The following is a 24,077-nucleotide window of genomic DNA, read 5'->3' on the forward strand; positions in this document are numbered from 1 at the left end:
GATTCTCGTGCCGGGCGGCCCTGCCGCGCGGTCCACCGGGCCGGTGTGCTGTCCTCATGACCAACGGCCAGGACACCGGTGCCGGCGCGCGGCGGATCGAGGTGCGCGGGACCGTGCAGGGAGTCGGTTTCCGGCCGTTCGTCTACCGCCTGGCCACGGCCCACGGCCTGCGCGGCGACGTGCGCAACGCGGGCGGTGCCGTGGTCATCAGGGCCGCCGGTGACGACACGGCCCTGGACGACTTCGCCGCCCGGCTCGTCGAGGACGCGCCGCGGCACGCGTCGGTGACGGACGTGCTGACGACGCGCCTGGCGGATGCGGCGCTCCCCGCGGGTTTCAGCGTTCTCGGCAGCGCCGCCGGTGCGGCGGCCGCCCGGGACGTCCCGCCCGACCTGGCCACATGCGACGCGTGCCTGGAGGAGCTGTACGACCCGGACGACCGCCGGTACCGCTATCCGTTCGTCAACTGCACCGACTGCGGGCCGCGCGCCAGCATCATCGCGGGCCTGCCCTACGACCGGGCGCGGACGACCATGCGGGGCTTCGCCATGTGCGCGGCGTGCGCGGCCGAGTACCACGACCCGGCCGACCGCCGCTTCCATGCCGAGCCCATCGCGTGCCCCGACTGCGGTCCCCGGACGGCCTGGCGGCGCGGCGCGGCGGCGGTCGAGGCCCGCCCGGCCGCGGCGGGCGAGGAGGCCGTGGCCGCCGCCGTGGCGGCGATCGCCGGGGGCGGGGTCGTCGCGGTCAAGGGGATCGGCGGCTACCAGCTGGTGTGCGACGCCACCGGCACGGGCGCGGTGCAACGGCTCCGCGCGGCCAAGGGGCGGGAGGCGAAGCCGCTCGCCGTGATGGTCGCCGATGTCGCGGCGGCGTCCGCGCTGGCCTCGCTGACCGCCGCCGACGTGGAGCTGCTGGCCTCCCCCGCCCGGCCTATCGTGCTGGCGCCCCAGGTGGGCGGAGCCGTGGCGCCGCAGGTGTGCTCCGGGATGCCCGACATCGGGATCTTCCTCCCCTACAGTCCGCTGCATCACCTGCTGCTGCGGGATCTGGCACGGCCTGTGGTGGTGACGAGCGCCAATCGCGCCGGCGGCCCCATGGTGATCGACGACGACGAGGCCGTCCGCCTGTTCGCACCCGTCACCGACGGTGTCCTCGCCCATGACCGGCCCATCCTGGCCCGCCATGACGACAGCGTCGTCCGCGTCCGCGCGGGACGCCCGTCCACCGTGCGCCGTGCCCGCGGGTACGCTCCCGCGCCGCTGCCGCTGCCGGTGGCCGCGCCCGAACCGCTGCTGGCGCTGGGGGCACAGCTCAAGCACACCTTCACCGTGGCGTCCGGGCGGCGGGCGGTCCCCGGCCCGCACATCGGGGACCTGGAGGACGCGGAGACGCTGGAGGCGTTCGAGCGCTCGCTGGAGGCGCGGCTCGTCATCGAGGACGTCGATCCCGTGTACGTCGCCCACGACCTCCACCCCGAGTACCTGTCCACCAAGCACGCCGCCCGCTGGCCCGCCGCGCGGCGGATCGCCGTCCAGCACCACCACGCCCACGTGGCCGCGACCGCCGCCGAGCACGGGGTCGAGGGCCCGTTCCTCGGCGTGGCCTACGACGGACTCGGGCTGGGGGACGACGGCACCTTCTGGGGCGGTGAGGTCCTGCTGGCCACCTATGCGGGCTACCGGCGGCTCGGGCGCTTCTCCCGGGCCCCGCTGTGCGGTGGGGCCGTCGCCGTCCGGCGCCCGGCCCGGATGGCGCTCGGCTACCTGTTCGGCGCCGAGGACCTGGGAGGGCCTGCCCTGGACGCGCCGCCCGCCGCCCACCCGGCGGCGCGCCTGCCCGAACGGGAGGTCGCGCTCGTACGCCGCATGATCGACCGGCGGCTGAACTCGCCGCCCGCGTCCAGTGCCGGGCGCCTCTTCGACGCGGTGGCGGCCCTGCTGGGCGTCTGCGAGGACAACCGCTTCGAGGGGGAGGCGGCGATGCGCCTGGAGGCCGCGGCCGCGGGGCACGGCGACGTGGCTCCGCTCGCCTGGCGGCTGGCCCGTCGTGACGGGCTGTGGGTCTACGACGGCGCCGCCACCCTCCGCGACGTGCTGGAGGCCCGGTCGAGCGGGGAGCCGCCGGGGGCGATCGCCGCGGCCTTCCACCACACCCTCGCCGCCGTCACCGCCGCCCTGTGCGAACGCGCCGGCGAGGAGACCGGCGTACGGACGGTCTGCCTCTCCGGCGGCGTCTTCCAGAACCGCGCGCTGGAGACCGCCGTCCGGGCGGCACTCGGCGGCGCCGGGTTCGAGGTCTTCGCCGGGGAGCGCGTCCCGGTGAACGACGGCGGTGTCAGCTACGGGCAGGCGGTGGTCGCGGCGGCGCGGCTGTCGGCCGCGACGAGCGAGGAGTGAGCGTCATGTGCCTGGGCATCCCGGGACGCGTCATCGAGGTCCATGGTGAGGACCCGCGCATGGGCGTCGTCGACTTCGACGGTGTCCGCCGCGAGGTCTGCCTCGCCTTCACCCCCGACGCGGACGTCGGGCAGTACGTCATCGTCCACGTCGGGTTCGCCATCAGCACGGTGGACGAGGAGGAGGCCGCGCGCACGCTCGCGGTGATCCGCGCGATCCCCGACGCGCTGGCGGCCGAACTCGGGGCGGACGAGGAGCCGCCCGTCCCGGCGGGCCGCCGTCCCGCGGCCGGCATGGAGGGGACGCCGTGAGATATCTCGACGAGTACAGGGACCCGGCCGTGGCACGGCGGCTGCTGGCCGGCCTCCGCTCCACCGCCACCCGGCCGTGGACGATCATGGAGGTGTGCGGCGGGCAGACGCACACGATCGTCCGGCAGGGCATCGACGAGCTGCTGCCGGCGGGGATGCGCATGATCCACGGCCCCGGCTGCCCGGTCTGCGTGACCCCGCTGGAGACGCTGGACCGGGCCCTCGCCATCGCCGCCGACCCGGAGGTCATCTTCACGAGCTTCGGCGACATGCTGCGGGTCCCGGGGTCTTCGGGCGACCTGCTCGGGCTGCGGGCGCGCGGCGCCGACGTACGGGTCGTCTACACGCCGCTGGACGCCGTCCGCCTGGCGGCCGACCATCCCGACCGCCAGGTGGTCTTCTTCGCGGTCGGCTTCGAGACGACCGCCCCCGCCAACGCCATGGCCGTGCTGCGCGCCCACGCCCTGGGGCTGGACAACTTCTCGATGCTCGTCAGCCACGTGCTGGTCCCCCCGGCGATGACCGCGATCCTCGAATCCGAGGACAACCAGGTGGAGGCGTTCCTGGCGGCCGGGCACGTCTGCGCGGTGATGGGATGGACCGAGTACGAGCCCATCGCCGCCCGCCACCGGGTCCCCGTCGTGGTCACCGGGTTCGAGCCGCTCGACCTGCTGGAGGGCATCCTGATGGCCGTCCGCCAGCTTGAGGACGGCCGCCACGAGGTCGAGAACCAGTACGCCCGCGCCGTGCGCCGCACCGGCAACACCGCCGCCCAGGAGGCGCTGCGCCGGGTGTTCCAGGTGACCGAGCGGTCCTGGCGGGGCATCGGCCCCATCCCCGCCAGCGGCTTCGCCCTCGCGCCCGAGTTCGCCGCCCACGACGCCGAGCGGCGCTTCGGCGTGGGCGGCCTGACCTCGGCCGAGGACAGCGGCTGCATCGCGGGCCCGATCCTGCGGGGAACCAGGCTGCCCACCGACTGCGCCGCCTACGGCACGTCGTGCACCCCCCGCCGCCCCCTGGGCGCACCGATGGTCTCCAGCGAGGGGACGTGCGCCGCCTTCTACAACGCCGGGAGGACGCGATGACCGATCCGACGATGGCGAGCTGCCCGGTCCCGGCCGCGGAGACGGAGCGGATCCTGCTCGGGCACGGCTCGGGCGGGCGGCTGATGGCGGAGCTGCTGCACGACGTGGTCGGCGCGGAGCTGGGCGGCGACGTCACCGCCGAGGACGCCGCGATCGTGGACCTCGGCTCCGCGGAGGCGGTGGTCAGCACCGACTCCTTCGTCGTCACGCCGCGCTTCTTCCCCGGCGGCGACATCGGCTCCCTGGCCGTCCACGGCACCGTCAACGACCTGGCGATGCGGGGGGCGAGACCGGTCGCGCTGAGCCTCGCCTACATCGTCGAGGAGGGCCTGCCGCTGGCCGAGCTGCGCGCGGTGACCGCGTCGGTGGCGCGCGCGGCGGCGGCCGCCGGCGTCCGGGTGGTCACCGGGGACACCAAGGTCGTCGGACGCGGCGCCGCGGACGGGCTCTACGTCACGACCACCGGCCTCGGCCTGCGCCCGCCCGGCGCCGCGCCGTCGGCGGTCCGGGGACGCCCCGGCGACGCCGTCCTGCTCTCCGGCCCGATCGGGCTGCACGGCACCGCGATCCTCAGCGCCCGCGAGCGGCTGGGCTTCGAGGCCGAGATCGCCTCCGACAGCAGACCACTGCACGCGCTGGTCGCCGCGATGATCGAGGTCGGCGGGGAGCGGGTGCACGCGTTGCGCGATCCGACCCGGGGCGGCCTCGCCAGTGCCCTCAACGAACTCGCCGAGTCGTCGGCCGTGGGAATGGAGCTGGACGAGGAGTCGATCCCCGTCCCGCCACCGGTGGCCACCGCCTGCGCGCTGCTCGGCCTGGACCCCGTGCACGTCGCCAACGAGGGCTGCCTCGTCGCCCTCGTCGCCCCGGAGGCGGCGGACGCCGTCCTCGCCGCGATGCGCGCCCGCCCCGACGGCGCCGGGGCCGTCAGGATCGGGCAGGCCACCGCGGGCCATCCCGGCCGCGTCCAGATGCGCACGCTGCTCGGTTCGGCCCGCGTCGTCGACATGCTGGTCGGCGAGCAACTCCCCCGCATCTGCTGAGGTCGGCGCCGGCTCAGGGTTCCTCGGTCAGGACGTCCTCCAGCGGGCGGCGGACGCTGGCCAGGTCCTCGGTGTCGGGGACGCCGAGCCGCAGCAGCAGCTGCGGATGGTCGGCGCCGCAGAAATGGGTGCGAACGAACGCGCGCAGCTCCGGGATCTGGAGCGCCTGCGTGTGGTAGGCGGCGGCGAACCCGTGCTCGGACGCGCGCAGCAGGCTCCGCTGGAGTCCCTGCCCGGCCCGCAGCCAGTCGGCGGGCTCGTCGCCAGCGGTGACCAGCAAGAGCACCACACCGGCCGGCGGTGTCTCCGTCCCGTTCGCGGGTTCCATGCCCCAGCCCCGCCCGCGCGCGAAGTCACGGGCGGCGAAGTGCGGCTCGGTGCGCGGTGCGGTGCGCGGATAGGACTCGTGCTGGACGCCGTCGGCGCGGCGGCTGCCCGGGGCCGGGGCCCAGCGGGCGATCTCGCTCGCGTAGGAGGGGGTGCGGCGCTGGATGTGCTCGGCGGCGTTGTTGAGCGCGGCCAAGGCGCCCTTGACGTGCGCGTCCACGGCCTGGATGAACCGGGCGCCCTCGGTCTCGGCCTCGCTCCGGACCGCCGCCAGCACGGAGTCGGGGACGGGCTCGGCCGTGAACCCGCCGCGATGGCTGCGGCGCCGACGGACCTGTCCGTGCATCAGCCGGGTGTAGTCCTCGGGCTCCTCACCCGGGACGGCCTCGACGTCGGCCAGCAGGTGCGGGCGGTCGGGATCGGGCAGCAGCACGACCTCGGGGTCCAGGCCCCGCGCCCGGAGCCCCAGCCGGAGGTTGAACAAGGCCGCGCCGCAACTGATCAGCATCTCGCGGCCGTCGGGGTCGGCGACGCCCAGCCGGCGGTCGGCGTCGGCCCGCAGGCTGATCCGCGACCCCCGCGACGTGAACCGCCACGGCTGGGTGTTGTGGATCGACGGGGCCCAGACCGCGTCCCCCACGGCGGCCCGAAGGGCCTCCACCCGGAGATCTGCGGCGGTGTCGTGTCGTGATCGCATGCTTCCTCCCCAGTTTTCATCGCTTCCAGACCATCACGCCCGTACGCGTGCCGGGCAGGGCCGAAGGTCCGCGCCGTCCGGGACGTCCGCCCGCCGAACCGCGTCCCACCAGGGACGTTCGCCTCTGACACGGCCCCCGCCCCGGCACCGAACCTGGACGCATGAGAAACGATGGGACGAGTTCGAGGGCGCTCGACCGCGAGGAATGCCTCGCGCTGCTGCGGTCGGCTCCCGTCGGCAGGGTGGTCTACACCGACCAGGCACTGCCGGCGATACAGCCGGTCACCTTCGCCGTGGACGGGGACGAGACCCTGGTCATCCGTACCATGCCCGGCTCGAAGTTCGAGGCCGCGCTGCGCGGCGCCATCGTCGCGTTCGAGATCGACGACATCGACGCCGCGGCCCGGACGGGCTGGGCGGTCACCGCCGTCGGACGGGCCCGCGCGATCACGGACGAGTCCGAGGCGAGGCATCTGGCGCGGCTCCTGCCGCGGCCGTGGGCGCCCGGCGCGCGTGAGGCGTTCATCCGCATCACCTGCCGCCAGGTCTCCGGCGTGCGCCTCGCCTCCGCGCATCTCTTCGAGATCCCTTCCCGGTCGCGGGCCCTGCCGGGCGTCTCATGAACCGGGGCGGCCCAGCGGCCCACGGGCCGGGCGGGATCCGCGAGGGCGCCATTCCGCCGGAACCACGAGCACGGGCTGGTGCGCCGACTCCAGGACGCGCGTGACCCACGGAGCGAGCACCGCGCGGTCCGCCGAGGCGGAGTTCTCCGCGCGGCCGAGAACGATCAGGTCGGGGCCGACGCGGCGCGCCTCGTCCAGGACGCGCCGGGCGACGTCCCCGGAACGCCGGACCGTCTGGAGCCTCACCTCCTCCAGATGCGCGAGGCGTTCGATGTGGCCGAGCACCGTGCGCGCGGGCGGGTGGGAGGGGCCGTCGCCGTTCGGCACGTCGAAGGTCCCGGCGGTGGCGGTGGCGGTGGCGACCAGGGCGCCGTTGGGCACGACGGCCACCGCCGTGATCCCGGCGTGCAGCGTTCGCGCCAGTTCCACGGCGTACCGGGCGGCGGCGAGCGCCGCGGGCGAGTCCTCGACGGCGAGCAGCAGGCGGGCGGACATGGTCTCTCCCGGAGGTCAGGGCACCGGTCTCGGGCCAGGTGCCTCGGTCGCTTCGTCCCACATGCTCGCGACCGGCACCGCCCGCTTCCAGGGTCGGACGCCCGTCGCCGCGGGCCGAAGGTCCCTTTCCGGCGGCGGCCGCGGTTCCGCCCGAGGCCCGTCCCGCCGGAATCCCTACCGCGTGCCCCGGTCGGGACGGGCGGACCGCGGAAGGAGGACCTTGGTCCTTGCCTCCCGGGGACGGACGCCCGGCGCCCCACCCCGCCCACGGTGGTCGTCTGGAGTCGCCGCGAACCGCGGCCGACGAAGGAGGCGCTCATGAGGGCGAGGCCCCGCGCACCGCGAGCTCGGGGTCTGGATGGCCTCCGCACTCGTGGTCGGCAACATGACCGGGTCGGGCGTGTTCCCGCTGCCGAGCCCGCTGGCCGAGCACGGGCCGATCAGCCTGATCGCGTGGGGGTTCACCGCGACCGGGGCGATGCTGCTGGCCCTGGTGTTCGCGCGCCTGGCCCGCGCCTGTCAGCGCACCGGCGGCCCCTACGCCTACGCGCGGCGGACCTTCGGCGACTTCGTCGGCTTCCAGACGGCGTGGGGGTACCGAATCGCCGTGTGGGCGGGCAACGCGGCGATCGCGGTGGCGTCCGTCGGCTATCTCGCTCGTTTCCGGCACGCCCTGGCCACCGACAGGATCCTCGCCGCCGGGGTGGGGCCGGCGGCGGTCTGGTCGCTGACGGCGGTCAACGCCTACGGGGTCCGGCAGGCGGGCGCCGTACAGGTGGTGACGACGGTCGTCAGGCTCGCACCACCGCTGCTGGTCGCGGTGGGCGGGCTCTTCTTCGTGAAGTCCGGCAACTCCGGCGAGTTCAACGCCGGCGGGGGCAGCGCCCGGCGGACGCCCGTCCCGGCGGCCGGCGATCACCCGGCGGGCCGGCCCGGCCCGGCCGGCGAACCCGGACCCCCCGCCCAGGCCGCGTGAAAGGACAGGCCCGTGTTCACCGTCTCCTCCGAGGTCGGACGGCTGCGGCAGGTGCTGCTGCACCGCCCCGACCTGGAACTCCTCCGCCTCACCCCGGCCAACAAGGACGACCTGCTCTTCGACGAGGTGCTGTGGGCCAAGCGCGCCCGCCAGGAGCACGACGTGCTCGCCGACGCGCTGCGCGAACGCGGCGTCCGGGTGCACTACCTCGCCGACCTGCTCGCCGAGACGCTCAAGATCGACGAGGCCCGGGCGCAGGTGCTCGACCACACCGCCGCCGACGCGGCGCTCGGCCCGACGCTCGCCGGGCCCGTCCGCGCGGTGCTGGAGGAGTTCGACCCCGGCACGCTCGCCCGGCATCTGATCGGGGGGCTCACCAAGGCAGAGCTGGGCCTGGCCGTCCACAGCCTGCTGCTGGCCTCCCTGGACGACGGCGACTTCGTGCTGCCGCCGCTGCCCAACCACCTGTTCACCCGCGATCCGTCCGCGTGGGTCCACGGCGGGGTGACGCTGCACCCGATGGCCAAGGCCGCGCGGCGCCGCGAGACAGCGCACCTCTCCGCCGTCTACCGGCACCACCCGATGTTCACCGGGCACCCCTTCCCCGTCTGGTACCCGGGCGGGGACTTCGCGCTGCCGCCCATCGAGGGCGGGGACGTCCACGTGCTCGGCGAGGGCCTCGTGCTGATCGGGATGAGCGAGCGCACCACACCGCAGGCCATCGAGCTGCTCGCCCAGCGGCTGTTCACCGCCGGGGCGGCGCGGCGGGTCATCGCCGCCCGGTTGCCGGCGCGGCGCGCCTTCATGCACCTGGACACCGTCATGACCATGGTCGACCACGACGCCTTCACCGTCTACGCCGACCTGCCGCCGCTGCGCTCCTACACGCTCACTCCCGGCCGCGACCACGGCCGGGAGGTGCTGGTGCACGAGAACGAGGCGCTCTTCCCGGCGATCGCCCGCGCGCTCGGCGTGGGCCGCGTGCGCGTCCTCGCCGCCCGGCAGGACGTGCGGGCCGCCGAGCGCGAGCAGTGGGACGACGGGAACAACGTCCTCGCCGTCGAGCCCGGCGTGGTCGTCGCCTACGAGCGCAACGTCACCACCAACACCATGCTCCGCCGCCACGGCGTCGAGGTCGTCACCATCCCCGGCGGCGAACTCGGCCGCGGGCGCGGCGGTCCCCGCTGCATGTCCTGCCCCCTCCAGCGAGACGAGGCCACCCCATGAAGGACTTCCTGCGCATCACCGACCTGACCAGCGACGACCTGGCGCTGCTGCTGGAGCTCGCGGCCGGCTTCCAGGACAAGCCCGGCTCCGCCCAGGACCTGCTCACCCACCGCATCGTGCCGATGTACTTCGCCAAGCCGTCCACCAGGACACGGCTGTCGACCGCGGCGGCCGTGGCCCGGCTCGGCGGGACGCCCGTCACCGTCGGCCCCGACGAGTTGCAGCTGCGCCGCGGGGAGACCATCGGCGACACCGCCCGCGTGATGGGCTCCTACGCGGCGGCCATCGTGATCCGCACCTACGCGGACGCCGACGTGCGCGGGCTCGCGGCGGCGGCCCCGATCCCCGTGATCAACGCGCTGACCGACGGGCACCACCCGCTGCAGGCCGTCGCCGACCTGCTCACCGTCCAGGAGCACTTCGGGCGGTTGCGCGGGCTCCGCGTCGCCTACCTCGGCGACGGCGGCAACGTCGCCCGCAGCCTCATGGAGGCCGCCGCGCTCACCGGGATGGACGTCGCGATCGCCTCCCCGCCCGGCCACGAACCACCGGAGAGGGCCGTGGTGTCCGCCACCGCCGCGGCCCGCCGCCGCGGTGGACGGGTCGCGCTCACCCACGACCCCGCCGAGGCGGTCAGGGGCGCGAGCGTCGTCTACACCGACGTCTGGCTGTCCATGGGAGACCCCGACCGGGAGCGGACACGGCGCCTCAGGACGCTGGCGCCCTACCGGGTCGACGAACGGCTCATGGCCCTGGCGGGCGGCGACGCCGTCTTCATGCACTGCCTGCCCGCCCACCGCGGCCAGGAGGTCACACCGGGCGTCATCGACGGCGGCCGGTCGCTGGCCTTCCGGCAGGCCGCCAACCGGCTCCCCGCCGCGCAGGCCGTCCTGTACGCGCTGCTCACCGAACGGCTGGAGGGGCACCGATGAGGATCGTCGCGGCCCTCGGCGGGAACGCGCTGCTGCGTCGGGGCGAGCACCCGAAAGCGTCCGTCCAGGTGTCCCACGTCCGTGAGGCCGTCCGCGGGCTCGCAGACCTGGCGGTCGGCAACGACCTGGTCGTCACCCATGGCAACGGCCCCCAGATCGGCCTCCTCGCCGTCGAGAGCGCCGCCGACCCGGCGCTCTCGACGCCCTACCCGCTGGACGCCCTCGGCGCCCAGACCCAGGGCGTGATCGGCTACTGGCTCGCCCGGGAGCTGCGCCGCCACCTCCCCGGCCGGGAGGTGGTCGCCCTCCTCACCGAGACCGTCGTCGACCCCCGCGATCCGGCGTTCGCCCGGCCCACCAAGTTCGTCGGCCGGGCCTACCCGGCGCCCGACGCGGGCCGCCTGCACGCCGAGCACGGCTGGACCATGCGCAGGGACGGCGACTTCTGGCGCCGCGCCGTCCCCTCCCCCGAGCCGAGCGGCATCGTGGAACTGCCGACCATCACCCGCCTCGTCGAGGACGGCTGCCTGGTCGTCGCGGTCGGCGGGGACGGCGTCCCGACCGGCCCCGACCACCGCGGCGTCGAGGCCGTCGTGGACAAGGACCTCGCGAGCGCCCTGCTGGCGGCGCACCTGAAGGCCGACATGCTGCTCCTGCTCACCGACGTCCCCGCCGTCATGCGCGGCCACGGCACCGCCGCCGCGCGTCCCGTCCGCGAGGCCACCCCGGCCGCGCTGCGCGACATGCGCCTGCCGGACGGCTCCATGGGCCCCAAGGCGGAGGCGGCGTGCCGCTTCGCCGAGAGCCGCCCGGGCGCCGTCGCGGCGATCGGCTCGCTCACCGAGGCCACCGCACTCCTGGCGGGGGCGGCGGGCACGAGGGTCGAGGCCCCGTGACCGGTCGCCGCGGGCACCCGGCGCGAACCGACCGCGCCCGGTGGCCCGCCTCGGCGGTTCCCCGGCCACCAGCCCCGGTCCGCCGCGACTGGGCCGACCTGGCCCAGCCGACCCCGGAACCGGGCCTGTTCGAGCCCGCCATGGCCGACCACCTGCCCGAGCCCGTCCGGCGCTGGCTGCGCCACGCCATCGGAAAGGGCGTGCCGCTGCACGGTGCGGCTCGATTGCGCATGCACGGGCGTATCCGCCTCGGCTCGTGGTGGCCCTTCGAGGCGACGCAGATCCTACGGCCGCCGACCGGGTTCATCTGGGCGGCGAAAGCGCGCGTGGCGCACCTGCCGGTCGCGGGCTTCGACCGCTACAGCGGCGGCGACGGCCAGATGCGGTGGCGGCTGCTGGGCGCGCTCCCCGTCATGTCGGCCGGCGGGCCGGACATCACCCGCAGCGCGGCGGGACGGCTGGCGAGCGAGTTCGTCCTCGTCCCGGCCACGGCGCTGTCCCCCTTCGTCACCTGGGAGCCGGTGGACGGCGAGCGCGCCGTCGCCCACGTCGCCATCGGCGGATCGGTGCACGCGGTCACCCTCACGGTCGCGCCGTCGGGCGCGCTGACGACCGTGACGCTCCCCCGCTGGGGCGACCCCGGCCGGGGCCCCTTCGGTGAGCACCGCTTCGGCGTGGTGGTCCACCGCGAGGCGGACTTCGGCGGATGCACCGTCCCCGCGTCGCTCAGCGCGGGCTGGTGGTACGGCACGGACCGCTGGCCGGAGGGCGAGTTCATCCGGTTCCAGGTGGACCACTACGAACACTTCTGACCCCCTGGGCCGAAGGTCCCGCGCCCCCGGGACGGTCGGCACTGCCGCGAGCGGCGGCCCGGCGCGAGTCTGGAAGTGACCCAAGGAGGCTCACATGCAGGTCATGCCCGATCAACGGTGCGTCGTCGTCGGCGTCGACGGGTCGCCGAACTCGCTGGCCGCGCTGCACCGCGCCGCCCGCGAGGCCGTCGACCGCCACGCGCGGCTGGACGTCGTCCACGTGCTGGCCCCCGGGACCGGGACCAGGCCCCGGCTGCTGCGGACCGCGACCGAGTGGTTCCGGCTGCGCGACCTGGTGGCCCGCGCGATCCCCCGGTCGCAGCACCTCACCACCCGGCTCCGGATCGCCTACGGCGACCCCGGGAAGGAGCTCGCGGAGGCCGCCGGACACGCCGAGCTCCTCGTCGTCGGCGCCCGCGCGCACTCCGAGTACGGCAACCGGTTCGGCGGCGACACCGTCCCCGCCGTGCGGCAGGGGACGCGGTGCCCCGTGGTGATCTGCGCCGACGACACGGCCGGCGACGAGACCGCCTGACCCCCGGCACGGCATACCGGAGACGATCGCGCCACCGTCCCGCCCTCGGATCGAGGGCGGGTTCATGGCGTGTCCGGCGGGCTTCCGCGACCCGCGCCCTGGACGCGTCCGGCCGGGACGTTCGTCCCGGCCGAGCGGGCGGAGAGCGCTCCGAACGTCCGTGCCGGCAGGGACATCGGTCTCTGCGCAGGCCCTGGCCGGCGTGCCTAGCCTCGCCTTAGACGAGCTTGAGGAGGCGGGCATGAGGCCGACGGGACGACGGCCGAGCCTGGACCGGCTACGGCGACGAATCGGCTTCGACCGCAACGATCTGCGCCGCTCTGTGGATCGCGGGCAGTGGATGCTGGGCATCGCGCTGCTGATGCTCTTCCTGAGCCTGGCCCCACCGCTGTGCCTGCGGGCCGGGCGGGCCGCGTACGGCTCCGGCGTGGACGCCGAGCGGTCCGAGGCGGCGACCCGGCACAGGGTCGAGGCCACCGTGGTCAAGGTCGACCACCGGCGCTCGGGCCGCGCACTCACCGTGACCTGGCGTGACCCCGACGGGACGGCCCGGACGGGGTCGTTCACGGCGTTCCGCGGCGGCACCGTGGGTGAGCACCGCGCGGTATGGGCCGGGCCGTCGGGCGTCACGGACGAGCCGCCGCAGCGGCACGCGCGGACGATCGCCGACGCCCTCACCGCCGTCCTCGGAGCCGCGGCGGCCCTGGGAGCGCCGCTGCTCGGCGTGTACCTGCTCGTCCGGTACCGCTGCGACCGGCGGCGATACCGTGCGTGGGCCGCCGAATGGGCGCAGTGGGACACCCGCCGGATCCCCTGACGCGGCGGCGCCCTCAGCCGTCCGCCAAGGGGACGCACCAGACCAGCGTGGTGCCGCCGTCCAGGCGGGGCCGGGTGCTGAACGAGCCGCCCAGCCCCTTCGCGCGCTCCTCCATGTTGCGCAGACCGCTGCGGCGGCCGCCCTCGGGGATGCCGACGCCGTCGTCCTCCACCCGCAGGGTCAGGTCGTGGTCGCCGACATCGATCACCACGATGGCCTCGGACGCCCGGGCGTGCCGGGCCACGTTCGACAGCGACTCCTGAAGCACCGCCAGGAGATGCTCACCGGTCTGATCGTCCACGGCGGTGTCCAGCAGGCCGTCCAGCCGGACGGTCGGCGCGAACCCGAGGTTCCGCGCGGCCGTGTCGACCAGCTCGTGCACCCGGCCGCGCAGCGACTCCTCCTCGGCCGCGGCCTGCAGGGCGAAGATGGACGAGCGGATCTGCCGGATGGTGTCGTCCAGGTCGTCCACCGCGCGCTGCACCCGGGTCGCGACCTCGGGCTTCTGGGTGATCTTGATCGCGGACATCAGCGTCATCGCGGTGGCGAACAGCCGCTGGATCACGGTGTCGTGCAGGTCCTTGGCGATCCGGTCGCGGTCCTCCAGCAGCAGCAGGCGCTCGGTGTCGCGGCGGCTCGCCGCGAGCTCCAGCGCCACGGCCGCCTGGGCGGCGAACGGCTCCAGCAGCCGCTGGGTCCCCTCGGAGAACACCGCGCCGCCCGGAGCGTTGACCACCGAGATCATTCCCCGTGCCGCGCTCCCGACCCCGAGCGGCACCACCAGCATCGGGCCCACCTCCACCTGCGTGGGCACCCCCGCCTCACGGGCCGCCTCCTGCCCGTCGGCGACGCGGAGCGCGACGCCCTCGGTGAACACCTTCCCGGCGACCGAGTGGTCCAGCGGGATGCGCAGATCCCTCAGCGCCTCGGCGTTCATGCCGTCGGCGGCCTGCACGGTGAACGTCCGCCCGTCCCCGCCGACGACCGCCACCGCCGCGAGGTCGGCGTCGGCGATCTCCCGGGCGCGCACCGCGACGAGCGCGGTCACCTCGTGCGGGTCGGTCCCCGACAGCAGCGCCGTCGAGATCTCCGCCGACGCCTCCAGCCACCGCTGCCGCCGCCGCGTCTCCTCGTACAGCCGGGCGTTCTCGATCGCGACACCGGCGGCGGTCGCCAGCGCCGACACCACGACCTGGTCCTCCTCCTCGAACTCCCCACCCCCGGCCTTCTCGGTCAGGTAAAGGTTGCCGAAAACCTCGTCCCGCACCCGGATCGGCACACCGAGGAAGCTCCGCATCGGCGGATGGTTGGCCGGGAAACCGTACGACTCGGGATGGTCGGCCAGGTCGGGCAGCCGCAGCGGGCGCGGCTCCTTGATCAGCAACCCGAGGATCCCGTGCCCGTGCGGCCAGTGCCCGATCGCCTCGATCTCGTCCTCGCCGACCCCGACGGTGATGAACTCGACCAGGTGCTCGCCCTCCTCGCCGATCACGCCGAGCGCGCCGTAGCGGGCGTCGACCAGCGTCGTGGCCGACTCGATGATCCGCCGCAGCACCGAGGCCAGGTCCAGCTCGCCGCCGATCGAGACCACGGCCTCCAGCAGCGCGTGCACCCGGTCCCGCGTGGCCCGCGCGGTTTCCAGGCGCGCCTGCAACTCCGTCAGCAGATCGTCCAACTGCAACTGGGGAAGGATCATCCGGGCGGGTTCCTCACCGAACCCTGACACTGGAGCCATGGATGTCAGTATTCCCGTCCCGGCTTGCCGGTGTCAGCTTCGGGACCTTGGTCCCGGGATCGTGGGACCTGATGTTCTTGGTGGCCGCCTCCGGCGCGGGTAGCGTCGGGGTAAAGACACGACGGCAGGGGACGGGACGATGACCGGCAGCGACCAGGAAGGCGGGGGCGCCATCCGGGTGTTCCTCATGGACGACCACGAGGTCGTCCGCCGAGGTGTGGCGGCCCTGCTGTCCTCCGAGGACGACATCGAGATCGTCGGCGAGGCCGGCTCCGCGGCGCACGCCCTCGCGCGCATCCCGGCGGCCCGCCCGCATGTGGCCGTGCTGGACGTCCGGCTGCCCGACGGCGACGGCGTGAGCGTCTGCCGCGAGATCCGCTCGCGGATGCCCGAGGTGGCGTGCCTGATGCTCACCTCGTTCGACGACGAGGAGGCGCTGTTCCAGGCCGTCATGGCGGGGGCCGCCGGATACGTCCTGAAGCAGATCCACGGCTCCGACCTGGTCGGCGCGGTCCGCACGGTCGCGTCCGGCCAGTCGCTGCTGGACCCCCGCAGCACCGCCCGGATGCTCGAACGCATCCGCACCCGCCAGGAGAAGAAGGACCCCCTTGAGGCCCTGTCGGATCAGGAACGCCACATCCTCGAACTCATCGGCGAAGGGCTGACCAACCGTCAGATCGGCGAGCGGATGTACCTGGCGGAGAAGACCGTCAAGAACTACATCTCCAGCATCTTCGCCAAACTCGGAATGAGCCGCCGGACCCAGGCCGCGGCGTTCGCCGCGCAGCTCAAGGCCGACGCCGCCCGCCAACCGGGACACGAGGCATAGGACGCCCGGCACCGGCGTCGGGACCTTTGGCCCTGACGCTCGTGCTCGCTTCAGGGGATTCTGAGGACATGCAATTCGACCATGGCGGGCTGGAGATCCTCGATACGGACGAATGCCGTGCCCTGCTCTCCCGCGCGGTCATCGGACGCATCGTGTTCACCGACCGCGCCCTCCCGGCCGTGCAGCCCGTCAACTACGCCCTCCACGGCACCGACGTGGTCATCCGCACCGCCCGCGACTCCAGGCTCGCCCGCGCCGCCACCGACACCGTCGTCGCCTTCGAGATCGACGACTTCGACGCCGATACCCGCACCGGCTGGTCGGTGGTCGTCGTCGGCCGCGCCAGGCTCGTCACCGAGCACGAGCAGATCGCCGTCCTCCAGGGCCTGCCGCTGCACAGCTGGGTTCCGGAGGAACGCGACCACTTCATCACCGTCCGCACCGAACTGCTCTCCGGACGCAGGATCCCGCACACTCCCATGGCCTCGGCGAAGGCCTGCTGAGGGCGGCTCGCCGAGGGGCGGCCGGGTTGAGCGCACGGCCGCCCCCGAGTGCCCGGTCAGTCCCGCGGCGAACGGACCACGGCGACGGGGCAGGCGGCGCGGTGCAGCATCGCGTGACCGACCGAGCCGAGCAGGAGCCCGGTGAACCCGCCGCGCCCCCGCGAGCCGACCACCAGCAGTTCGGCGCCGGCCGAGGCATCCGCCAGGGCCCGGACGGCCCGGCGGTAGACGACCTCCCGCGCCACCTCGACCTCGGGGAACCGCTCGCACCATCCAGCGAGCGACTCCGCGAGGGCGCGTTCCCTCTCGGCCCGCGCATTCTCCGGATCGAACGCCGGAGGGCGCAGGGCCTCCGGCGCGGTGGACGCCGGGTGCGTCCACGCCAGAACCGCGCGCAACCGGGCGCGCCGCAGGGCCGCCTCCTCGAAGGCGAACCCGATCGCCGCGGCGCTTCCGGCCGAGCCGTCCACCCCGACCACGACCTCCCCGTGGCCCCCGTCGGCGGCCTCACCGGCTGGGACGATCACGGCGGGGCGTTCCGCGTGCGAGGCGACCTGAAGCGCGACCGACCCCAGCACCAGTCCGGTGAGGCCGCCGGTGCCGCGCGTGCCGGCGACCAGCATCAGTGCGTCCCGCGCCTCTTCCATCAGCACCTCGGCGGCGTTGCCTCCCCGCTGGACGCCAGTCACCTCCACGCCGGGCGCGCGCTCGCGGGCGACGGCGACGGCACGGCCGACGATCTCCTCCCCACCGTCCAGCAGCCACTTCCGCACCGCCCCGGCCCGCGGATCCACCGGGACGTCGAACAGCCAAGGGGCCACGACAAGGACGACGCGCAGTGAGGCGCCTCGGCGGGCGGCCTCCTCGGCCGCCCATGCGGTCGCGGCGAGGCTCTGCTCCGAGCCGTCCGCTCCGACGACGATCTGGTTCATACCCGCACGCTAGGGCACCGCCGTGCCGCCACCCGAGGACCTTGGTCCTTCGATCATGTACCGACCGTCAGGATTTCCCGGGCGACCTCGCCCGCCCAGGCCCGGACGTGGTCGTGGTCCCGGTAGTCGCCGCCCGCGCGTTTCGCGATCTTGGAGGCGAGGAGGCCGCGGGCGTCGGGGGCGAGGCTGCCGCCGAACGTGGCGTGGCCCCTGGCGCCCAGCCTGCGGGCGACCTTGGCGACGCCCGGCACCGGGTCCACGTCCTTCTCCTCGGCCGTGTGGTCGAGGGGGCCGCTGCTGAACAGCCATACCGGCCGCGTGGCCAGCTCCTCGGCGAACCGTTGGGCGAAGTGCCGCGCCTCACGGTGCCAGCGCCCGGCGTAGAGCGCACCGCCGAGAACGACGGCGTCATATCCGTCGACGGAGGGGACCGAGCCCGCCGACCGCACGTCGGGCTCCATCCCGGACGCGCGCAGCTCCGCGCCGATCCAGTCGGCGATCTCGGCGGTGCCGCCCCGCTCGGACGCGTAGGCGACCAGCACACGGACCATGACGACTCCTTCGCTGGCGCCCGGGCCGCGGCGGCCGACCGCCGCTCGTACTCCCGGACTGGGAACTCCAGCCTCCGCCCACGCCCGCGCGGGGGGCAGTGGCCTCCGTCCGGGGTTCGGGGGACCTTCGGCCCCGCGGCCGCATCAGGTGCCGGACGTGCCGCCGGGTCGGGACCTCACGGCCGATCCGTGATGACCAAGGTCCCTAGGGCCGCGCCCCCGATCGGCGAACCCTGGAAACGCGATCCAGGACGTCCGCGGACACGGGCCCTGGACGACCACAGGCCCGGTGAACAGGAGAAGACGATGGCACCTGCGGTGGGGATCAACGGATTCGGCCGCATCGGCCGCAACTACCTGCGGCTGGCGCTGGAGCGCGGGCAGGAGATCGCCGCGATCAACGACATCGCCGACACCGCCACGCTCGCGCACCTGCTCATGTACGACTCCACCTACGGAAGGCTCGGCCGGACGGTCGAGCACGACGGCACGGCCCTGGTCATCGATGGCCGCCCGATCCCCGTGACCGCCCACCACGACCCGCGCGACCTCGACTGGGGCTCCGTCGGCGCCGAGATCGTCATCGAGTCGACCGGCCGGCTGCGCAGGCGGGAGGACGCCGCCGCGCATCTGAAGTCCGGGGCGCGCAAGGTCGTGCTGTCCTCGCCCGGCAAGGGCGTGGACGCCACGGTCGTGATGGGCGTGAACGAGCGGACCTACGAGCCCGACCTGCACACCGTCGTCTCCAACGCCTCGTGCACGACCAACTGCGTCGCGCCGATGGCCAAGGTGCTCCACGAGACCTTCGGCGTCGTCAAGGGCTTCATGACCACCGTCCACGGATACACCAACGACCAGAACCTCCTCGACTCCCCGCACAAGGACCTGCACCGGGCCCGGTCGGCGGCCGTGAACGTGATCCCGACCAGCACGGGCGCCGCCCGCTCGGTCGGGGTCGTGATCCCCGAGCTGGCGGGACGGTTCGACGGCATGGCGCTGCGCGTCCCCGTGGAGGACGGCTCGCTCGTGGACCTCGCCTGCCTGCTGGAGCGGCCGGCGACCGCCGAGGAGATCAACGAGGCGTTCGCCGAGGCCGCGGGCGGCTCCCTCGCGGGGATCCTCCGCTACAACACCCACCCGATCGTCTCCCGCGACGTGATCGGCGACTCCGCGTCCTGCGTCTTCGACGCGCCGCTCACCCAGTCCGGCGGCGAGCTGGTGAAGATCTTCGGCTGGTACGACAACGAGTGGGGCTACACCTGCCGCCTGGCCGACCTCGTCGACCACATCGCCGCCCACCTGTGACCGCTCCCCTGAAGCCCCTGAAGCCGCGCGGCCGCGGTCTCCGGACGGAGGCCGCGGCCACCGCGCGGGACGCCGCTCACCTGGTCAGGACGACCTTGAGCGCCCCGGTCCCGGCGGCGTCCGCGAACACCTCGTAGGCCTGGGGGAACTCCTCCAGCGCGAAGTGGTGGGTGACGAACCGCCCGGCGTCGAGCTGCCCGCCGGTGATCAGGCGCATCAGCGTCGGCGTGGAGAAGGTGTCCACCAGGCCGGTGGTGATCGTGATGTCCCGGATCCACTGCTCTTCCAGATGCAGCGCCGCCGGACGGCCGTGAACGCCGATATTGGCGATCCGCCCGCCCGGACGTGCCAGGGCCACGGCCGACTCGAACGCGTCCGGGACCCCGACCGCCTCGATCGTCACGTCCGCCCCCAGCCCGCCGGTCATCTCCCGGACCACCGGGAGCGGGTCCTCCCGGGAGTTGTTCACGGTGACGTCCGCGCCGAAGGCCCTGGCCGCATCCAGCCGGCCGTCGGCGAGGTCGACGGCGATGACGTGGCTCGGGCTGAACAGCCGCGCGCCCATGACCGCCGACAGCCCGATGGGGCCGGCGCCGACGACGGCGACGACGTCGCCCGGCCGCACCCCGCCGTTGAGCACGCCGACCTCGTATCCGGTCGGCAGGATGTCGGCGAGCATCAGCACGTCCTGGGGCGCGGCTCCGGCGGGCACGGGATGCGTCGAGGTGTCGGCGAACGGCACCCGGACGTACTCGGCCTGGGTTCCGTCGATCGTGTGGCCGAGGGTCCAGCCCCCGCCGCCCAGGCACTGGCCGTAGCGGGTCTCGCGGCAGAACCGGCACGTCCCGCACGCGGTGATGCAGGAGACCAGGACCTGGTCCCCCGGCTCGACCGTCCGCACGCCCGGCCCGACCTCCTCGACCGTCCCGACCGCCTCGTGCCCGAGGATCCGCCCGCCGGTGACCTCTGGAACGTCGCCCTTGAGGATGTGCAGGTCCGTTCCGCAGATCGTCACCGCGTCGACGCGCACCACCGCGTCGCCGGGATCGGTGATCACCGGATCGGGGACCTCCTCCCACGCCTTCTGCCCGGGGCCGTGGTACGCCAGCGTTCGCATGACGGGCCTCCTTCGTCACCGTTGCTCACCGTCACTTCGAGGCTCGCCCCGCCCCGTCCGGCGCGACCAGTGCCGAACATCCCAGCCGGGAGGGACGTTCAGTCGCCGGTGAGGTCCCGGCGCCCGAACGGCGCACCGCCCCCCAAGGCCAGGAGGGCGCCCGCCACCGCCATCGCGACGGTGTCCATGGCACTCCCCCGAGGTCGGAGAAACACCTTCGCCGCAGAGCCGCGCTAGGGCGCCGCGGTCCCCGTCAGGGCCGAGCGGGTTCCCGCGGCGATCTCCAGGTCCTCGCGGGCCGTGACCACGATGGTCGCGACCCGCGCGCCCGCCGGGCTGATCAGGGCGTCGCCGCGGGCGGCGGCGTTGAGCGCGGGGTCGATCTCGGCGCCCAGGTGGGCCATCCCCGCGACCAGCCGCCGCCGCAGGTCAGGATCGTGCTCGCCCACCCCGCCGGTGAACACCAGGGCGTCGAGACCGCCCAACGCCGCCGTCATCGCGGCGGCGGCGGCGCGCAGCCTGTGGTGGTACACCGCGAGCGCCGCCTCCGCCGCCTCGTCACCCGACGCGGCACGAGCCCGCAGCCGGCGCATGTCGCCCGTGCCGGCCAGGGCGCGCAGCCCCGACCGGTGTTCGAGGACGTCGCCGATCTCCCTGGCGGGGACGCCGTGGGCGAGCAGCCACAGCGGAATGCCCGGATCGATCGCCCCCGCCCGGGTCGCCATGACGAGGCCGTCCAACGGTGTGAAGCCCATCGTGGTGTCGACCGACCGGCCCCCGTCCACCGCGGCCAGCGACGCCCCGGAGCCCAGGTGGCACACCACCATGCGCAGGCCGGACGGGGCGGCGCCGAGCAGCTCCGCCGCCCGGCGCGTGGCGTAGGCGTGCGACAGGCCGTGGAAGCCGTACCTGCGCAGACCGAACCGCTCGCGCCATTCGACCGGCAGCGCGTAGGTGGCGGCGGCGTCGGGCAGGTCCGCGTGGAAGGCGGTGTCGAAGCAGGCCACGGCGGGGACGCCGGGCAGCGCCCTCCGGATCTCGCCGAGCGCGTACAGCGACTGCGGCTGATGCAGCGGCGCCAGGTCCGCCAGCGCGTACAGCCGCTTGGTGACCTCCTCGTCGATCAGCACGGGACGCGTGTGGTCACGGCCGCCATGGACGAAGCGGACGCCGACCGCGTCGGGTCGCGGCAGTCGCGCCACCTGTGCGAGCACGCGTTCGGCTTGGCGGTCCGCGCCGCCGGTGGGCAACTCGATACGCGTGTGAAGGGCATCGTCCGGCTCCAGCAGGCTGATCTTGAGGCTGCTGGAACCTGGGTTGACGGTGAGGATCCGCATCACGACTCCTTGGGCTTTTCAGTAGGGCCAGGTCCAGTCGCGGATCTCGGGGGCGTCCTCGCCGTGTTCGCGCGTGTGGGCGCGCAGCCGGAGCCGTTCGTCGGCCATGCGCTGTCGGATGTGGGCGACGCGGCCGCCGAGGGTGGGGACGCGGTCGATGACGTCCATGACGAGGTGGAAGCGGTCCAGGTCGTTGAGCATGACCATGTCGAACGGCGTCGTCGTGGTGCCTTCCTCCTTGTAGCCGCGGACGTGCAGGTTGTGGTGCCCGTTGCGGCGGTAGGTGAGCCGGTGGACGAGATACGGGTAGCCGTGGAAGGCGAAGATGACGGGCTTGTCGGTGGTGAACAGCGCGTCGAACTCGGCGTCGGACAACCCGTGCGGGTGCTCCTCGACCGGTTGCAGGCGCATGAGGTCGACCACGTTCACCACCCGGATCCTCAACTCGGGGAGGAAGCGCCGCAGGATGTCGACCGCCGCCAGGGTCTCCAGCGTGGGCACGTCGCCCGCGCACGCCAGCACGACGTCGGGGTCGGCGCCCTCGTCGGTGGAGGCCCATTCCCAGATGCCGATACCGCGCACGCAGTGGTGCTCCGCCTCTTCCATCGACAGCCAGACCGGCGCGGGTTGCTTTCCGGCGACGATGACGTTGACGTAGTCGCGGGAGCGGAGGCAGTGGTCGCCCACCGACAGCAGCGTGTTGGCGTCCGGCGGCAGGTACACCCGGACGATCTCGGGCTTCTTGTTCATCACCACGTCCAGGAAGCCGGGGTCCTGGTGGGTGAAGCCGTTGTGGTCCTGCCGCCACACATGCGAGGACAGCAGATAGTTCAGCGACGCGATCGGGCGCCGCCACGGCAGCCCGCGCGTGACCTTCAACCATTTCGCGTGCTGGTTGAACATCGCGTCCACGATGTGGATGAACGCCTCATAGCTGTTGAACAGCCCATGCCGTCCGGTCAGGAGGTAGCCCTCCAGCCATCCCTGGCACAGATGCTCGCTCAGCACCTCCATGACCTGCCCGCCGCGGGCCAGGTGCTCGTCGGTGTCGCGCAGTTCGCCCTCGAAGGCCCGGTCGGTCACCTCGAAGACCGCGCCCAGCCGGTTGGACGCCGTCTCGTCCGGTCCCATGATCCGGAAGATGCGCGGGTTGCCCGCGACGACATCACGCAGATAGTCGCCGAGGACCCGAGTGGCCTCAGCGGTGGCCGTACCGTGCCTGTCCACCGGCACGGCGTAGGCACGGCGATCGGGCAGGGCCAGCGGGCGCAGCAGCAGACCGCCGTTGGCGTGCGGGTTCGCGCTCATCCGCCGCTCGCCCTGAGGCGCCGATGCAAGAAGCTCCGCGACCGGACGCCCCTCGTCGTCGAACAGCTCATCCGGACGGTAGGAGCGCAGCCACGCCTCCAGTTGCGCGAGGTGCTCGGGATTGTCCCGGACCCCGGAGAGCGGGACCTGATGCGAGCGCCACGTCCCCTCCACCGGCAGACCGTCGACCTCCTTCGGCCCCGTCCACCCCTTCGGCGTACGCAAGATGATCATCGGCCAGCGCGGCCTGGCGGTCGCCCCGCCCTGACGGGCCGCGTGCTGGATGGCCTGGATCTCCTCCAGCGCCCGATCCAGCGCCGCCGCCATCTCGCGGTGCATGACGGCGGGCTCGTCCCCTGCCACCACCAGGGGCGCGTACCCATAACCCTCGAAGAGCCGGACCAGCTCCTCCTCGGGGATCCGGGCGAGCACCGCCGGATTCGCGATCTTGTAGCCGTTCAGGTGCAGGATCGGCAGCACGGCGCCGTCGTGCACCGGGTCGAGGAACTTGTTGGAATGCCAGCTCGCCGCCAGCGGCCCCGTCTCGGCCTCCCCGTCCCCGACGATGCACGCCACCACCAGATCCGGATTGTCGAAGGCGGCGCCGTAAGCGTGCGCCAGCGAATACCCCAGCTCACCGCCCTCGTGAATGGACCCCGGCGTCTCCGGCGCCACATGACTCGGAATACCGCCGGGGAAGGAGAACTGCCGGAACAACCGCGCCATACCCGGCCCATCCTGCGACACATGCGGATAGACCTCGCTGTAGGTCCCCTCCAGCCACGCGTTCGCCACCGCCGCCGGACCGCCGTGCCCCGGGCCCATGATGTAGATCATGTCGAGGTCACGGGCCCTGATCGTCCGGTTCAGATGGACGTAGCAGAAGTTCAACCCCGGCGAGGTACCCCAGTGCCCCAGCAACCGGGGCTTGATGTGCTCCGGCCGCAGCGGCTCCCGCAACAGCGGATTGCCCAGCAGATAGATCTGACCCGCCGACAGATAGTTCGCCGCCCGCCAGTACGCGTCGACCGACTCGAATTCGGAGTCGTTCCGCGGCTCGGTTTCCAGGACGTTGGACGTCACGCTTCCTCCAGGGTTCGCTGGGAATCAGCCCACCATGCGCTCCGCCGCAGGGTTCAGGGCCGAACGTCCCATCCCCCCGTCCATCCGTCCCGGTCCGGGCGCCGCCGGAGGCTTGGTGGAGGTGGCTACACCACTGATCGGGGGGCGGGGCCCGATGCGGGCGGGGGCCGCCGGGCGGGAAGCTGATCTTCGGTTTCAGGGA

Annotated in this window: 23 protein-coding genes; 15 read left to right on the forward strand and 8 right to left on the reverse strand. The window is 73.9% G+C overall.

All coding sequences use genetic code 11. The features are described 5' to 3' along the window. Nucleotides 1–56: 56 nt before the first annotated feature. The 4 genes from hypF to hypE are packed head-to-tail and all read left to right on the forward strand — an operon-like array spanning nucleotide 57 to nucleotide 4,838. Nucleotides 57–2,399, forward strand: a complete 2,343-nt coding sequence (gene hypF, locus KLI87_RS31735) for a carbamoyltransferase HypF (RefSeq protein WP_214619989.1) — start codon at nucleotides 57–59, stop codon at nucleotides 2,397–2,399. 5 nt (nucleotides 2,400–2,404) lie between these two features. Then, complete coding sequence (locus KLI87_RS31740; RefSeq protein ID WP_214619990.1) at nucleotides 2,405–2,710, forward strand: HypC/HybG/HupF family hydrogenase formation chaperone; 306 nt, start codon at nucleotides 2,405–2,407, stop codon at nucleotides 2,708–2,710. Beyond that, nucleotides 2,707–3,795, forward strand: a complete 1,089-nt coding sequence (gene hypD / locus KLI87_RS31745; RefSeq protein WP_214619991.1) for a hydrogenase formation protein HypD — start codon at nucleotides 2,707–2,709, stop codon at nucleotides 3,793–3,795. The genes KLI87_RS31740 and hypD overlap by 4 nt, the downstream gene beginning before the upstream one ends. Continuing rightward, the gene (gene hypE, locus KLI87_RS31750) at nucleotides 3,792–4,838 is read left to right on the forward strand and encodes a hydrogenase expression/formation protein HypE (RefSeq protein WP_214619992.1); all 1,047 of its coding nucleotides are present in this window, start codon (nucleotides 3,792–3,794) and stop codon (nucleotides 4,836–4,838) included. Before hypD ends, hypE begins: the two co-directional genes overlap by 4 nt. A 13-nt stretch (nucleotides 4,839–4,851) precedes the next feature. On the opposite strand, the gene KLI87_RS31755 is transcribed toward hypE, so the two are convergent. Then, nucleotides 4,852–5,862 carry a hypothetical protein gene (locus KLI87_RS31755; protein WP_214619993.1) on the reverse strand — a complete coding sequence of 337 codons (1,011 nt, stop codon included), beginning with the start codon at nucleotides 5,860–5,862 and terminating at the stop codon, nucleotides 4,852–4,854. A gap of 161 nt (nucleotides 5,863–6,023) precedes the next feature. On the opposite strand from KLI87_RS31755, the gene KLI87_RS31760 reads away from it, so the two are divergent. Beyond that, the gene (locus tag KLI87_RS31760; protein WP_214619994.1) at nucleotides 6,024–6,485 is read left to right on the forward strand and encodes a pyridoxamine 5'-phosphate oxidase family protein; all 462 of its coding nucleotides are present in this window, start codon (nucleotides 6,024–6,026) and stop codon (nucleotides 6,483–6,485) included. Here the strand turns inward: KLI87_RS31760 and KLI87_RS31765 are convergent. Beyond that, nucleotides 6,480–6,980: a universal stress protein gene (locus tag KLI87_RS31765; RefSeq protein WP_214619995.1), complete on the reverse strand. Its 501-nt coding sequence runs from the start codon at nucleotides 6,978–6,980 to the stop codon at nucleotides 6,480–6,482. The genes KLI87_RS31760 and KLI87_RS31765 overlap by 6 nt on opposite strands. 358 nt (nucleotides 6,981–7,338) lie before the next feature. Between KLI87_RS31765 and KLI87_RS31770 the strand changes: the two genes are divergently transcribed. The 7 genes from KLI87_RS31770 to KLI87_RS31800 all read left to right on the forward strand — a co-directional run bounded on the left by KLI87_RS31770 (nucleotide 7,339) and on the right by KLI87_RS31800 (nucleotide 13,175). Beyond that, nucleotides 7,339–7,956, forward strand: a complete 618-nt coding sequence (locus KLI87_RS31770; RefSeq protein ID WP_156218790.1) for an amino acid permease — start codon at nucleotides 7,339–7,341, stop codon at nucleotides 7,954–7,956. Between the two features lie 12 nt (nucleotides 7,957–7,968). Next, nucleotides 7,969–9,183 (forward strand): arginine deiminase, encoded by a 1,215-nt coding sequence (locus KLI87_RS31775; protein WP_214619996.1) that lies wholly within the window; start codon nucleotides 7,969–7,971, stop codon nucleotides 9,181–9,183. After that, nucleotides 9,180–10,115, forward strand: coding sequence for an ornithine carbamoyltransferase (argF, locus tag KLI87_RS31780; protein WP_156218791.1), 936 nt, complete (start codon nucleotides 9,180–9,182; stop codon nucleotides 10,113–10,115). The genes KLI87_RS31775 and argF overlap by 4 nt, the downstream gene beginning before the upstream one ends. Beyond that, nucleotides 10,112–11,011: a carbamate kinase gene (locus tag KLI87_RS31785; protein WP_156218792.1), complete on the forward strand. Its 900-nt coding sequence runs from the start codon at nucleotides 10,112–10,114 to the stop codon at nucleotides 11,009–11,011. The genes argF and KLI87_RS31785 overlap by 4 nt, the downstream gene beginning before the upstream one ends. Then, nucleotides 11,008–11,823, forward strand: a complete 816-nt coding sequence (locus KLI87_RS31790; protein ID WP_156218793.1) for a DUF6544 family protein — start codon at nucleotides 11,008–11,010, stop codon at nucleotides 11,821–11,823. Before KLI87_RS31785 ends, KLI87_RS31790 begins: the two co-directional genes overlap by 4 nt. Before the next feature lie 103 nt (nucleotides 11,824–11,926). After that, a complete protein-coding gene (locus KLI87_RS31795) occupies nucleotides 11,927–12,358 on the forward strand; it encodes a universal stress protein (protein ID WP_173390876.1) in 432 nt (143 codons plus the stop codon). A 241-nt stretch (nucleotides 12,359–12,599) separates the two neighbouring features. Continuing rightward, entirely contained in the window at nucleotides 12,600–13,175 is a 576-nt protein-coding gene (locus KLI87_RS31800; protein WP_156218795.1) for a hypothetical protein, read from the forward strand. 13 nt (nucleotides 13,176–13,188) lie between these two features. Here the strand turns inward: KLI87_RS31800 and KLI87_RS31805 are convergent, their stop codons facing one another. Further along, the gene (locus tag KLI87_RS31805; protein WP_156218796.1) at nucleotides 13,189–14,910 is read right to left on the reverse strand and encodes a GAF domain-containing sensor histidine kinase; all 1,722 of its coding nucleotides are present in this window, start codon (nucleotides 14,908–14,910) and stop codon (nucleotides 13,189–13,191) included. A 139-nt stretch (nucleotides 14,911–15,049) separates the two neighbouring features. Here KLI87_RS31805 and KLI87_RS31810 point away from each other — a divergent pair, with 139 nt between their 5' ends. Together KLI87_RS31810 and KLI87_RS31815 are read left to right on the forward strand one after the other, a co-directional pair. Beyond that, nucleotides 15,050–15,739, forward strand: coding sequence for a response regulator transcription factor (locus KLI87_RS31810; RefSeq protein ID WP_156218797.1), 690 nt, complete (start codon nucleotides 15,050–15,052; stop codon nucleotides 15,737–15,739). A 68-nt stretch (nucleotides 15,740–15,807) separates the two neighbouring features. After that, nucleotides 15,808–16,242: a pyridoxamine 5'-phosphate oxidase family protein gene (locus KLI87_RS31815; protein WP_156218798.1), complete on the forward strand. Its 435-nt coding sequence runs from the start codon at nucleotides 15,808–15,810 to the stop codon at nucleotides 16,240–16,242. 56 nt (nucleotides 16,243–16,298) lie between these two features. Here the strand turns inward: KLI87_RS31815 and KLI87_RS31820 are convergent, their stop codons facing one another. Then, nucleotides 16,299–17,174, reverse strand: a complete 876-nt coding sequence (locus KLI87_RS31820) for a universal stress protein (RefSeq protein ID WP_156218799.1) — start codon at nucleotides 17,172–17,174, stop codon at nucleotides 16,299–16,301. Between the two features lie 53 nt (nucleotides 17,175–17,227). Beyond that, entirely contained in the window at nucleotides 17,228–17,725 is a 498-nt protein-coding gene (locus tag KLI87_RS31825) for a flavodoxin domain-containing protein (protein WP_156218800.1), read from the reverse strand. A 306-nt stretch (nucleotides 17,726–18,031) separates the two neighbouring features. Between KLI87_RS31825 and gap the strand changes: the two genes are divergently transcribed. Next, complete coding sequence (gap, locus tag KLI87_RS31830; RefSeq protein WP_214619997.1) at nucleotides 18,032–19,030, forward strand: type I glyceraldehyde-3-phosphate dehydrogenase; 999 nt, start codon at nucleotides 18,032–18,034, stop codon at nucleotides 19,028–19,030. 76 nt (nucleotides 19,031–19,106) lie between these two features. Here the strand turns inward: gap and KLI87_RS31835 are convergent, their stop codons facing one another. The 3 genes from KLI87_RS31835 to KLI87_RS31845 all read right to left on the reverse strand — a co-directional run bounded on the left by KLI87_RS31835 (nucleotide 19,107) and on the right by KLI87_RS31845 (nucleotide 23,875). Next, nucleotides 19,107–20,147 carry a zinc-dependent alcohol dehydrogenase family protein gene (locus KLI87_RS31835; RefSeq protein ID WP_214619998.1) on the reverse strand — a complete coding sequence of 347 codons (1,041 nt, stop codon included), beginning with the start codon at nucleotides 20,145–20,147 and terminating at the stop codon, nucleotides 19,107–19,109. A gap of 233 nt (nucleotides 20,148–20,380) precedes the next feature. After that, entirely contained in the window at nucleotides 20,381–21,484 is a 1,104-nt protein-coding gene (locus KLI87_RS31840) for an acetate/propionate family kinase (RefSeq protein WP_214619999.1), read from the reverse strand. An 18-nt stretch (nucleotides 21,485–21,502) separates the two neighbouring features. Continuing rightward, nucleotides 21,503–23,875 (reverse strand): phosphoketolase family protein, encoded by a 2,373-nt coding sequence (locus KLI87_RS31845; protein ID WP_308166341.1) that lies wholly within the window; start codon nucleotides 23,873–23,875, stop codon nucleotides 21,503–21,505. Nucleotides 23,876–24,077: the final 202 nt, after the last annotated feature.

It is taken from the genome of Actinomadura sp. NEAU-AAG7, assembly GCF_018603865.1.
Classification (GTDB): domain Bacteria; phylum Actinomycetota; class Actinomycetes; order Streptosporangiales; family Streptosporangiaceae; genus Spirillospora; species Spirillospora litoris.

What these genes read in the sequence shown, in the direction of transcription:
- KLI87_RS31835 (WP_214619998.1), bottom strand. Translation starts at nt 20,147, where the DNA reads ATGCGAACGCTGGCGTACCACGGCCCCGGGCAGAAGGCGTGGGAGGAG.
- KLI87_RS31740 (WP_214619990.1), top strand. Translation starts at nt 2,405, where the DNA reads ATGTGCCTGGGCATCCCGGGACGCGTCATCGAGGTCCATGGTGAGGAC.
- KLI87_RS31825 (WP_156218800.1), bottom strand. Translation starts at nt 17,725, where the DNA reads ATGGTCCGTGTGCTGGTCGCCTACGCGTCCGAGCGGGGCGGCACCGCC.
- KLI87_RS31765 (WP_214619995.1), bottom strand. Translation starts at nt 6,980, where the DNA reads ATGTCCGCCCGCCTGCTGCTCGCCGTCGAGGACTCGCCCGCGGCGCTC.
- KLI87_RS31805 (WP_156218796.1), bottom strand. Translation starts at nt 14,910, where the DNA reads ATGGCTCCAGTGTCAGGGTTCGGTGAGGAACCCGCCCGGATGATCCTT.
- KLI87_RS31810 (WP_156218797.1), top strand. Translation starts at nt 15,050, where the DNA reads ATGACCGGCAGCGACCAGGAAGGCGGGGGCGCCATCCGGGTGTTCCTC.
- KLI87_RS31785 (WP_156218792.1), top strand. Translation starts at nt 10,112, where the DNA reads ATGAGGATCGTCGCGGCCCTCGGCGGGAACGCGCTGCTGCGTCGGGGC.
- KLI87_RS31820 (WP_156218799.1), bottom strand. Translation starts at nt 17,174, where the DNA reads ATGAACCAGATCGTCGTCGGAGCGGACGGCTCGGAGCAGAGCCTCGCC.
- KLI87_RS31760 (WP_214619994.1), top strand. Translation starts at nt 6,024, where the DNA reads ATGAGAAACGATGGGACGAGTTCGAGGGCGCTCGACCGCGAGGAATGC.
- KLI87_RS31755 (WP_214619993.1), bottom strand. Translation starts at nt 5,862, where the DNA reads ATGCGATCACGACACGACACCGCCGCAGATCTCCGGGTGGAGGCCCTT.
- KLI87_RS31770 (WP_156218790.1), top strand. Translation starts at nt 7,339, where the DNA reads ATGGCCTCCGCACTCGTGGTCGGCAACATGACCGGGTCGGGCGTGTTC.
- KLI87_RS31840 (WP_214619999.1), bottom strand. Translation starts at nt 21,484, where the DNA reads ATGCGGATCCTCACCGTCAACCCAGGTTCCAGCAGCCTCAAGATCAGC.
- KLI87_RS31815 (WP_156218798.1), top strand. Translation starts at nt 15,808, where the DNA reads ATGCAATTCGACCATGGCGGGCTGGAGATCCTCGATACGGACGAATGC.
- argF (WP_156218791.1), top strand. Translation starts at nt 9,180, where the DNA reads ATGAAGGACTTCCTGCGCATCACCGACCTGACCAGCGACGACCTGGCG.
- KLI87_RS31795 (WP_173390876.1), top strand. Translation starts at nt 11,927, where the DNA reads ATGCCCGATCAACGGTGCGTCGTCGTCGGCGTCGACGGGTCGCCGAAC.
- hypE (WP_214619992.1), top strand. Translation starts at nt 3,792, where the DNA reads ATGACCGATCCGACGATGGCGAGCTGCCCGGTCCCGGCCGCGGAGACG.
- hypF (WP_214619989.1), top strand. Translation starts at nt 57, where the DNA reads ATGACCAACGGCCAGGACACCGGTGCCGGCGCGCGGCGGATCGAGGTG.
- gap (WP_214619997.1), top strand. Translation starts at nt 18,032, where the DNA reads ATGGCACCTGCGGTGGGGATCAACGGATTCGGCCGCATCGGCCGCAAC.
- KLI87_RS31800 (WP_156218795.1), top strand. Translation starts at nt 12,600, where the DNA reads ATGAGGCCGACGGGACGACGGCCGAGCCTGGACCGGCTACGGCGACGA.